This is a genomic window from Streptomyces sp. NPDC055140 (assembly GCF_053607285.1).
Genome location: NZ_JBSGTG010000008.1, coordinates 67,317 through 76,969, shown reverse-complemented (window position 1 = coordinate 76,969; position 9,653 = coordinate 67,317). Strand labels below are relative to the sequence as shown.

General features: G+C 70.2%; 11 protein-coding genes. 4 read left to right on the top strand and 7 right to left on the bottom strand.

Annotation, left to right across the window (positions count from 1 at the left end; genetic code table 11):
- Positions 1-7: 7 nt before the first annotated feature.
- The 3 genes from ACWFR4_RS17440 to ACWFR4_RS17430 all read right to left on the bottom strand — a co-directional run bounded on the left by ACWFR4_RS17440 (position 8) and on the right by ACWFR4_RS17430 (position 2,017).
- Complete coding sequence (locus tag ACWFR4_RS17440) at positions 8-436, bottom strand: helix-turn-helix domain-containing protein (RefSeq protein WP_453459211.1); 429 nt, start codon at positions 434-436, stop codon at positions 8-10.
- 85 nt (positions 437-521) lie between these two features.
- On the bottom strand, positions 522-986 hold the full coding sequence (locus ACWFR4_RS17435; protein ID WP_376538934.1) for a helix-turn-helix transcriptional regulator: 465 nt from the start codon (positions 984-986) through the stop codon (positions 522-524).
- 71 nt (positions 987-1,057) lie between these two features.
- Positions 1,058-2,017, bottom strand: a complete 960-nt coding sequence (locus ACWFR4_RS17430) for a sigma-70 family RNA polymerase sigma factor (RefSeq protein ID WP_453459208.1) — start codon at positions 2,015-2,017, stop codon at positions 1,058-1,060.
- A 104-nt stretch (positions 2,018-2,121) separates the two neighbouring features.
- Between ACWFR4_RS17430 and ACWFR4_RS17425 the strand changes: the two genes are divergently transcribed.
- From ACWFR4_RS17425 to ACWFR4_RS17410, 4 genes are all read left to right on the top strand, one after another.
- Positions 2,122-2,892, top strand: a complete 771-nt coding sequence (locus ACWFR4_RS17425) for an SDR family oxidoreductase (protein WP_453653144.1) — start codon at positions 2,122-2,124, stop codon at positions 2,890-2,892.
- Positions 2,893-2,973: 81 nt separating this feature from the next.
- Positions 2,974-3,459: a MarR family winged helix-turn-helix transcriptional regulator gene (locus tag ACWFR4_RS17420; RefSeq protein ID WP_453459203.1), complete on the top strand. Its 486-nt coding sequence runs from the start codon at positions 2,974-2,976 to the stop codon at positions 3,457-3,459.
- 135 nt (positions 3,460-3,594) lie between these two features.
- The gene (locus ACWFR4_RS17415; protein WP_453653142.1) at positions 3,595-5,043 is read left to right on the top strand and encodes an MFS transporter; all 1,449 of its coding nucleotides are present in this window, start codon (positions 3,595-3,597) and stop codon (positions 5,041-5,043) included.
- A 74-nt stretch (positions 5,044-5,117) separates the two neighbouring features.
- Positions 5,118-5,582 carry a TIGR03618 family F420-dependent PPOX class oxidoreductase gene (locus ACWFR4_RS17410; protein WP_453459197.1) on the top strand — a complete coding sequence of 155 codons (465 nt, stop codon included), beginning with the start codon at positions 5,118-5,120 and terminating at the stop codon, positions 5,580-5,582.
- 9 nt (positions 5,583-5,591) lie between these two features.
- On the opposite strand, the gene ACWFR4_RS17405 is transcribed toward ACWFR4_RS17410, so the two are convergent.
- The 4 genes from ACWFR4_RS17405 to ACWFR4_RS17390 all read right to left on the bottom strand — a co-directional run bounded on the left by ACWFR4_RS17405 (position 5,592) and on the right by ACWFR4_RS17390 (position 9,651).
- Positions 5,592-5,777, bottom strand: coding sequence for a hypothetical protein (locus ACWFR4_RS17405; protein ID WP_453653363.1), 186 nt, complete (start codon positions 5,775-5,777; stop codon positions 5,592-5,594).
- 32 nt (positions 5,778-5,809) lie between these two features.
- Positions 5,810-6,451 (bottom strand): TetR family transcriptional regulator, encoded by a 642-nt coding sequence (locus ACWFR4_RS17400; RefSeq protein WP_453459194.1) that lies wholly within the window; start codon positions 6,449-6,451, stop codon positions 5,810-5,812.
- Positions 6,452-6,480: 29 nt separating this feature from the next.
- On the bottom strand, positions 6,481-7,284 hold the full coding sequence (locus tag ACWFR4_RS17395) for a hypothetical protein (RefSeq protein WP_453653140.1): 804 nt from the start codon (positions 7,282-7,284) through the stop codon (positions 6,481-6,483).
- Positions 7,285-7,404: 120 nt separating this feature from the next.
- On the bottom strand, positions 7,405-9,651 hold the full coding sequence (locus ACWFR4_RS17390; protein ID WP_453653138.1) for an aminoglycoside phosphotransferase family protein: 2,247 nt from the start codon (positions 9,649-9,651) through the stop codon (positions 7,405-7,407).
- Positions 9,652-9,653 lie beyond the last annotated feature (2 nt).

The window sequence follows — 9,653 nt, the reverse complement described above, 5'->3', positions numbered from 1 at the left end:
ATCGGCTTCAGCTTGAGGGTTCGGCACCGCTGCTCCCGGCCGTGCGGGGGCCGTCGGCGGGGTGTTCCTGACGGTCGTGCTGTACCTCGGTCCCGTTCTCTTTCCTGAAGGACTCGTAGATCTGCAACAGCACTTGTTTCTGGCGCTCGTTGAGCGAGAGGTCGGCGAGGATGACGGCGCGCGTCTCCACCTCTTCCCGCTCCCGCTCCGCATCGAGGATCCCGGCCCGCACGTACAGCGTCTCCGCGGAGATCCGCAGGGCCTTGGCCACCTGCTGGAGGACCTCCGCGCTCGGCTTGCGAAGACCGCGCTCGATCTGGCTCAGATACGGATTGGACACCCCGGCGGCATCGGCGAGCTGCCTGAGCGAGAGCTGCGCACTGCGGCGCTGCTCGCGCAGGTACTCACCGAGATTGCCGACGTTGAGCGATGCCATGCTCCGATAGTGCCTCGCCGATGCTAACTATTGCAAGCGACTGCTTGCAAAAGTGCGCCACGCCACCCGGAAGGCGGCGTGAGGCCTACGCGCGAGGGCCCGTTTCCGGTTCTCCGTCGAGGACTTGGGCGTCGATGACGCGCCCGCCCCCGGCCGGTCCGTTCCTGACGGGGCGGGTGAGGATCTTGGCCACGCACGCGGGTATGACCGCGCCCGGCTCGTGGCTGCGGGCCCGGTACGCGCTCGGGGTCTCGCCGACCAGCTCGGTGAAACGCGAGCTGAACGACCCCAGCGACGTACAGCCGACCTCGAAGCAGACCTCCGTCACGCTCAGATCGCCCCGCCGCAGCAGCGCCTTGGCCCGCTCGACACGGCGGGTCATCAGATAGCTGTACGGGGTTTCACCGAAGGCCGCCCGGAAGCTGCGGGAGAAGTGCCCGGGCGACATGTGCGCTGCACGCGCAAGGGCCGGGACGTCGAGGGGCTGCGCGTAGTCGCGGTCCATCATGTCCCGGGCCCGGCGCAGCCTTACGAGGTCATCGAGCGTCACGCTGCCAGCGTACGGCCGGGCCCGTGCCTGCGTCCGGCCACTCGCCGCAAGCCTCCGTTCCTCGTACAGCCCTATTTCCCGTACGGATCGCTCGGATCACCGTCGAGGACGGTGATGGCCAGGTGGCGCAGGCGCTCCGGTTCCGCGAACACGTCGATGCCCGTGATCAGGCCGCCGGTGAGCGTGAAGACGAGCACCAGGAACAGGCGGCCGCCGGGCGCCATCACCAGGCCGGGCGAGCCGTCGATCAGCGCGGGACCGGTGAACAGGGCGCGGCCTGTGGCTGCCATCGCGCCGCGGGCCACCGTGGTGGCGCCACGGACCACGACGGGCTCGGGGGTCGGGACGACCGTACGGTCCGCATGGAGCACCACGTCCGGGTGGAGCAGGGCGACCAGCGCGTCGAAGTTCCCGCCGCGCGTGGCGGCCAAAAACGCCTCGACGACCTGGCGCCTGCGCGGCAGATCGACGCCGGACGCCGGGGCGACGCCCCTGACCCGGCGGCGGGCGCGGCTGGCGAGCTGCCTGGTCGCGGCCGGGGTCCGCTCGATCAGTGGCCCGATCTCGTCGAACGGCACGGCGAACATGTCGTGCAGCACGAAGGCGAGCCGCTCGGCGGGGGTCAGCGTGTCGAGTACGACGAGGAGGGCGACGCCGACCGAATCGGCGAGCAGCGCCTCCTCCTCGGGGTCACGCCCGTCCTCCGGGGCGGCGCCCGGGTCGGGGACGTACGCGTCGAGGGGGTCCTCGCGGCGGTTCTCGCGGGCGCGCAGCATATTGAGGCACACGCGCGACACGACCGTGGTCAGCCAGCCGGTGAGGTTCTCGATGCCGGTCGGCGCGCCCCCGTCTCCCCGCTCCTCCCCGTCCTCGTGATGCGCGTGCGCGTCGGCCGTGCGGCTGAGGCGCAGCCAGGTCTCCTGCACGGCGTCGTCCGCCTCGGTCACCGAGCCGAGCATCCGGTAGGCCACCGCGCGCAGCCGGGTCCGGTCCTTCTCGAAACGCTCGGCCAGCGATGCGTTCTCGTCCATCGGTCACATTCCTCGCTCGGCGCGGGTCAAAGAAGCAGACGTCGAGAACCTACCGACCCGGACGGGGCGCGAAGCCCCGGTCCGCGCAACCAACGGGAGTAGCCATGACTGCACCGATCCTGGTCACCGGCGGCACGGGCACGCTGGGCGGCCACGTCGTCCCCCTGCTGCGCAAGGCCGGCCGGCCGGTCCGCGTGCTCAGCCGGCACGGCCGCGAGTCCGCCGACGGCGTCGAGTACGTGAGTGCCGACCTGCTCGACGAGGAGGACCCGGGACTGCGGACGGCGCTGACGGGGACCGAGATCGTCCTCCACCTCGCGGGCGGCCCCAAGGGCGACCACGTGGCGACCCGGAACCTGGTGCGGGCGGCGCGGCAGGCCGGGGTGAAGCACCTCGTCTACATCTCGGTGACCGGCGCGGACACGGTCCCGGTGACCTGGCTCAAGAACAAGCTGGCGGCCGAGCGGGCCGTCGCCGAGTCCGGCATACCGTTCACGACGCTGCGGGCCGCCCAGTTCAACGACCTCGTCCTCGGCGTGGTCGAGAAGATGACGAAGCTGCCGGTGCTCCCGGTCCCGGGCGGGCTCCGCTTCGAACCGGTCGACTCGCGCGACGTGGCCGCCCGCCTGGTGGAGCTGGCACTCGGCGAGCCGGCCGGCCCGGTCCCGGACCTGGCCGGCCCCAAGGTGTACGGGATGGCCGAACTGAGCGCCGGCTACCTCCAGGCCAAGGGCAGGCGCAGGCCGAAGCTGCCGGTCCGCATCCCCGGGAAGGCGGGCCGCGCGTACCGGGCCGGGGAGAATCTGGCGCGCGCGGGTGCGGCCAGGGGCGAGCGGACGTGGGAGGCGTTCGTCGGCGAGCGGGTCGGCGGGTGACGGGGTGCACCGGACGTGCGCCCAGGGGTGCGCCAAGTTGCAGATAATCCGTAACGGATCAAATTGGCTACCCTGGCACTCATGACCTCCATGGCGCCCGCCCGCACCGAACCGGACCTCTCCTTCCTGCTCGACCGCACCAGTCATGTGCTGCGTACGCAGATGGCGGCGGCCCTCTCCGAGATCGGCCTCACGGCCCGGATGCACTGCGTACTGGTGCACGCCCTGGAGGAGGAGCGCACCCAGGCGCAGCTCGCGGAGATCGGCGACATGGACAAGACCACGATGGTGGTGACGGTCGACGCCCTGGAGAAGGCGGGCCTCGCCGAGCGGCGCCCGTCCGCGCGGGACCGGCGGGCGCGGATCATCGCGGTCACGGAGAAGGGTGCTCAGGTCGCCGTGGAGAGCCAGGCGATCGCCGACCGCGTCCACGAAGAGGCGCTCGGCTCACTCCCCGAGACAGAGCGCGAGGTTCTGCTGCGCGCGCTGAACCGCCTGGTCGACGGCCACCTGGCCACCCCGCCCGAGAGCCCGCACCCGGCACCCCGGAGGGCGCGCCGGCACTAGCCACCCACCCTGCCCACCTACTCCATCCACACATGCGCCCGTAAAAGATAGTCTGCAACAAAACTATCTGCTACGGTCATTCCTGTTGGCCCGCAGCGGCTCCCGCAGTGGCCCTTTGACAGGAGATGACCGCAGATGCCTGCCGTTTCCGCACCACTCCGCGCCCTTCCGGCACTCCTCGCCCCCCAGCGCTCCAGGTGGCCGGCCCTCGGCGTCCTGGCCACGGGGATGCTGATGACGGTCCTCGACGGCAGCATCGTGACCGTGGCGATGCCGGCCATCCAGAGCGATCTGGGGTTCACCCCGGCCGGCCTCAGCTGGGTCGTCAACGCCTACCTGATCGCGTTCGGCAGCCTGCTGCTGCTCGCCGGGCGGCTCGGCGACCTCGTCGGACGCAAGCGGCTGTTCCTCGTGGGCACGGCGGTCTTCACCGCGGCGTCGCTCCTGGCGGGCGTGGCCACGAGCCCCGCGGTCCTGATCGCCGCGCGGTTCCTCCAGGGCGTCGGCAGCGCACTGGCGTCCGCCGTCAGCCTCGGCATCCTCGTCACGCTGTTCACCGAACCCCGCGAACGCGCCAGGGCCATCGCCGTGTTCAGCTTCACCGGCGCCGCCGGGGCCTCGATAGGGCAGGTCCTGGGCGGCCTGCTCACCGACGGCCTCAGCTGGCACTGGATCTTCTTCATCAACCTGCCCATCGGGCTCGCGGCCCTCGCGGTCGCCGTGCCCGCCCTGCCCCGCGACCGAGGCCTCGGGCTCAGGGCGGGTGCCGACACGGCCGGCGCACTGCTCGTCACCGGCGGCCTGATGCTCGGGATCTACTCCGTCGTCAAGGTCGAGGAGTACGGCTGGACTTCGGCGCGCACGCTCGGGACCGGGGCCGTCGCCGCGCTCCTGCTCGCCGGGTTCTTCGTCCGGCAGGCAAGGGCCCGTACGCCGCTCATGCCGCTGCGGATCCTGCGCTCGCGCAGCGTCGCCGGGGCGAACCTGGTCCAGATGCTGATGGTGGCCGCGCTGTTCTCCTTCCAGATCCTGGTCGCGCTCTACCTCCAGCAAGTCCTCGGCTACGGCGCCGCGGAGACCGGCCTCGCCATGCTCCCCGCCGCCGCCGTCATCGGCGCGGTCTCCCTCGGCGTCTCGGCCCGTCTCAACACCCGCTTCGGCGAACGGAACGTGCTGCTCACCGGGATCGCGCTCCTCGTCGGCGTACTCGGACTCCTCGCCCGGGTCCCCGTGCACGCGCACTACGCCACCGACATCCTCCCGGTGATGCTCCTCGCGGCAGGTTTCGGCCTCGCCCTGCCCGCGCTGACCTCGCTCGGCATGTCCGGGGCGAGCGAGGCCGACGCCGGACTCGCCTCCGGTCTCTTCAACACCACCCAGCAGATCGGCATGGCCGTCGGCGTCGCCGTGCTCTCCACGCTCGCCGCGTCCCGCACCCGCTCGCTCACCGCACAGGGCGGCACCCGCGCCGAGGCCCTCACCAGCGGCTACCACCTGGCCTTCACGGTCGGTACGGGTCTGCTCGTCGCCGCGTTCGTGATCGCGTACGGGGTGCTGCGCGGCCCCCGTGCGACGACAGCCTGACCAACATCCCCTGTCCCGCGTCCCACACCAGCCACTTCACACACCAGCTCGAACTCGATCCCGATGGAGTTGTCATGGCAGCGAAGAGCGGTCCCGCGCCCCGGGTCCTCACCGACGATGAGCTCCACCTGCTGCTGTCCCGCGGCCGGTTCGGAACACTGGCGAGCGTCCGGCGCACCGGGCACCCGCACCTGTCCACCGTGCTCTACCACTGGAGTCCCGGCGAGCGCGTCCTGCGCGTCTCCACCACGGCCGACCGCCTCAAGACCCGTCAGCTGCGGAGCGATCCGCATGCCGCGCTGCACGTCACCGGCCCCGACATGTGGTCGTTCGCCGTCGCCGAGGGCGAGGCCGAGGTGTCGGACGTGACGGCCGCGCCCGGAGACGCCGTCGGGCGCGAACTCCTCGCCATGACACCGGGGTTCGACGACCCCGCGCAGGAGGCGGAGTTCCTCGGCCGACAGGTCGAGGAGAGCCGCGTGGTGATCAGGCTCCGGGTGACCCGGCTCTACGGAACGGCGCTCGACATCCCGAAGTGAGCGGGCGGCTCAGGGCGCCGCAGCGAACGGCAGCGGCCGGCTGTGCACGACGTCGAGGCGGGACACGGCGCGGGTCAGGACGACGTACAGCCGGTGCAGGCCGCGGCGCTCGGCCTCCTCGGCCACGGCGGCGCGGCAGAGGTCGTGGTGGGTGCGTTCCTGGACGAGGGCACGGAGATCGGCGGAATCGGTCACCGAACGAGAATGACGTAACCGAGTAATATTTTTTAATAACCCTCAAAATGCCTGAGCGTCCCGAGCCCGCCCTCCAACTGCCGAAACCCCAGCTCAGCAGCGTCCACAGCATCCGGCCACACCTCGTCGGCGCTCTCCCCCGCGGCAATCCGCCGCCAGTTCTCCATGGCGAGAACCCGCTGTACGGCCACGATCTGCCCGGCCGCGAGCCGCGCCCCGGGCCCCTCGCCGAGCGCGCCGGCCAGGATCTTCTCCGACCGCTCCTGATAGCCGTAGGCCCGCGCGACCAGTGAAGGGGTGCCGTAGAGCAGTCGGTGAAAGGCGAGCACCGCGGGGTGGTCGTTCAGCCCGGTCACCGGGTCGCGCCGCTCGAGCCCGTCGAGAAAGTGCGCCCGCAGCGCGGCGAGCGGCGTCACGCCCTCGCCCCGCCCGGCGACGACGCGTGCGGCCTCGTCCTCGTGATCGGCGAACCGGTGCAGGACCAGGTCCTCCTTGGTGGGGAAGTACCGGAACAGGGTCGGCTTGGAGATCTCGACGGCGGCCGCGACCTCGGCGACGGACACCTTGTCGAACCCCTTCTCCAGAAACAGCCCGATGGCCGCCTCGGAGATCGCCTGATACATCCGCCGCTTCTTCCGCTCGCGGAGGCCCATTTCGCCGGTGTCGCCACTCATGCCGGGAAGCGTACGCAGTGCGGGGGCCCTCAATCCGCGGGTGCCCTTCGCCAGGCGGGCGCCGCCGCCAGACTCCACAGATCGTCGAAGTGCTTGATCCAAGTGGCGATCGCCGTGTCATCCGCGCTCCCACCTTCACGGGTCCAGACGTTGAGGTCCGTGTTGTAGCCCTTGGGGTCGTAGAACTCGGGGTCGGAGCTGTTCAGCACCGTGCGAGCCATCACGTCGTAGAGACCGTGCAGCACCTGCTCCCGGTTGAAGATGCAGATCTTGTCCCGCGGGATGCCGGAATAGACCCGGTACTCGCACTGGACCGTCATCCGGCCCGCGCCGGTGAGGCGTGCGGCGAGGCCCGCCAGAATCTGGTCGTACTCCTGAATCTTCCGTTCCAGACGTCTGCGGAACTCCGGATCGTCCACCGGCGCTCCGCTCTCCCCCACCCGCGACGGCACCGTCATCGGCTGCCCGAAATCCGGGACCAGCACCCTGACGGTGACACGCCTGGTCAGTCCGGAGTCCTCCATCAGTCCCTCAAGCCGGTGGTAGAGCTCGTTGTAGAGCGTCTCCCCCGTGTAGCCGAGAAAGCTGATCTCGACCTTCCTGGCACGGAACGCCTCGCTCACGTAGCCGCCGAGGTCCCGCGAGTTCACCATGCCGCGCGCCGGCAGTCTGACTGACGAGGTGAGCTCTTTCAACGCGTCGTAGAGGACATACGCCACCAGGCTGAGCAGAGCCCCGCCGAGAGTCGCCTTGCCCTCCAGAGCGTCCCCCACCGGCTTCACGAACTGGGCGATCAAGCCGGTGGCGAAGATTCCCAGGAGTACGACACGCATGACCCACGGCTCGAAACGGGCCTGGAACTGCCTGAGGCGCCGACCCACGCTCCCTCTGGACTGTCCGTCTCTGCTGGACATGCGCAGTCCCCCCTCCCCAAGGCGGGCGGCTGGCGGACGTCACACACCTGTCAGAGGCCCGGCTGTCCTTGAGCCGCCATGGTCCCCTCTTGTCAGGGCACGGACAAGATAGGGATTCGCCACGTGCCGCATCCGCAGCCCCAGTTTCGCCGTGGCCGCGTTGAGCGTCATCGCGTACGAGTCGACCGCCCGACGGACGTTGGGGGCGTCGAGGCTGGCCTTGGACACGAGGCGGTCCAGGTCCACATAGGCGGAGCGGACAGTCTCCAAGCGGCGGTAGAAGCGCCTGTCGTCCTCCCAGCCCTTGGTGTACTCGTCGGGCAGTTGACGGCTCCAGCGCGCGAACATGCGGTCCTGGATCTCAGGAGTCGTCGGCGTCAGATGCATGTGGCGGATCAGGTCGTACAGGGGGTCCCCGACCATCGCCATCTCCCAGTCGATGAGGACGAGTCCGCCGTCCTCGCGGCGCACGAGGTTCCACGGGTTGAGGTCGCCGTGCAGGAGGACAGACGTACGCGGGGCCAGCGGGCTCATCGTCAGCAGGTCGTCCAGGAAGGCGTGGTCGGGCAGGCCGAGCTGCCTGCCGAATTCCTTGGTGCTGCGCGGGAGTTCCCGTACGAGCCGACGCATCTCCGCCCTCAGGAGATGACTGAAATCCTGGGCGGGTCCGTCCCCGCTCAACGAGGAATGGTCGACCTGCGTCAGCTCGCAGAGCTGGTCCACCAGGTCGTCGGCCTCCCGCGGGGTCAGCCCGTCCACGGGGTGGGCCGGTCTGCCGCGCCGGCCCGCCGGCCCCTCGTAGGTATGGATGGTGAACTCGTCCCCGAGCTCACTGATGCCCCGGGCCAGCGCCCGCGGAGCACACACGCCCCGGCCGGCCTCCTCGATCGCCCGCAGGACGTCGTACTCGTCGAGAAAGCGCCGCTCCAGCGGGCTGACCGAACTCGCCTTGCGCCGCACCATGACGCGGTGGGGGAAACCATTCACCTTCACGACCGTGCTCAGGTTGGCCGTCCCCTTGAACACCTGGTCCGCGGGCGCGGCACCCTCCGCGTACAGGGCTCGTGTCACCGCCTGATCGGGGAAGTCGGGGTGCGGCCGGTCCCGGTCGTCGCGCACCCAGAAGAACTGGGCCGTGTCCCGGTCGACGGCGTGCTGCCCGCCCCGCGACTTCTGCCAGCGGTAGAGGATCTTCGTGATCGTGGGCTCGTCCGGCACGCTCGTGAGCTTCAGCGGATCCCTCGCGGTCGCCAGGGCCCGGTACACCTCGCGCGCCGCGGCGTCCAGATCCGCCTGGCCGTAATGGCCGAGAAGCGAGTTCGCTGCCCGCATCACGTCCGGATAGACGGACTGGGCCCGCTCGAAGTCCACGTAGTGATCGAGATCCTGCTCGAAGCCGTTCACGGCGTCGGGGCGCCGTTGCAGCATCGCCTTCCGCCACGCGTCCTGCACCGCCCGCCACTGGGCGTCCGGGTACCGCATCCGCACCAGGTGGGTGGCGAGGTCGTGCAACGGGTCGCCGTAAGAGGCGAGCTCCCAGTCGACGCAGATCAGAGGCGGGCCGTCGCCGTAGGGGAGGATCACGTTGTCGCGGTGCAGATCGGTGTGGAGCAGACTGAACGGGCGGCTAATGAGCGTCGGCAGTCGCTCCGCGTAGTCCGTCAAGGCGCGCTCGCCCACCCCCAGCTGGGCGAACAGGCCGCCAAAAGCAGCCCAATTGGGCCGCCTGATCTGCTCCTCCGCGGCGAGCACCAGGGCTCTCAGGTACGACGTCCTGCCCTGGTTCTTCCGTGGCCAGTGCTGCGACAGTGCGGGCAGCGCGCTCCGCTTGACCTGCGTCATGTCGGCGAGCATCTCCGCCAGGGCGCTGACCACGGCCCCGTCGACCTTGGTGCCGCTGGGGCAGACGCTGGACAGCGGCAAGCCCTCCACAAAACTGAGCACGGTCGTGCCCTGCCGCCTGAACAGACACTTGGGCACATGGGGCAGCGCCCCGCGCACCGCGTCGAGGATGGCCGCCTCGTCCTGCCAGGTCCTGATGACCACGGGCAGCGCGTCCTCGATCGGCTCCCGCACGATCACGTACTCACCTTGCGCGCAGCCCAGGATCCTGCGCTCGCCCTCGACGGGCTGCCCCACCCAGTTCTGATTGTGGTGCCCCCGTACGAGATCCCCCTGCTTCTTGGCACGGGTGATGAGGCTGATGTACGCAGAGTCCGTCGCAGCCGCGAAGACGGGGGGACAGGGCGCAGGCGAACCGCCCACGGGCCACTCCTGGATAGTCATGC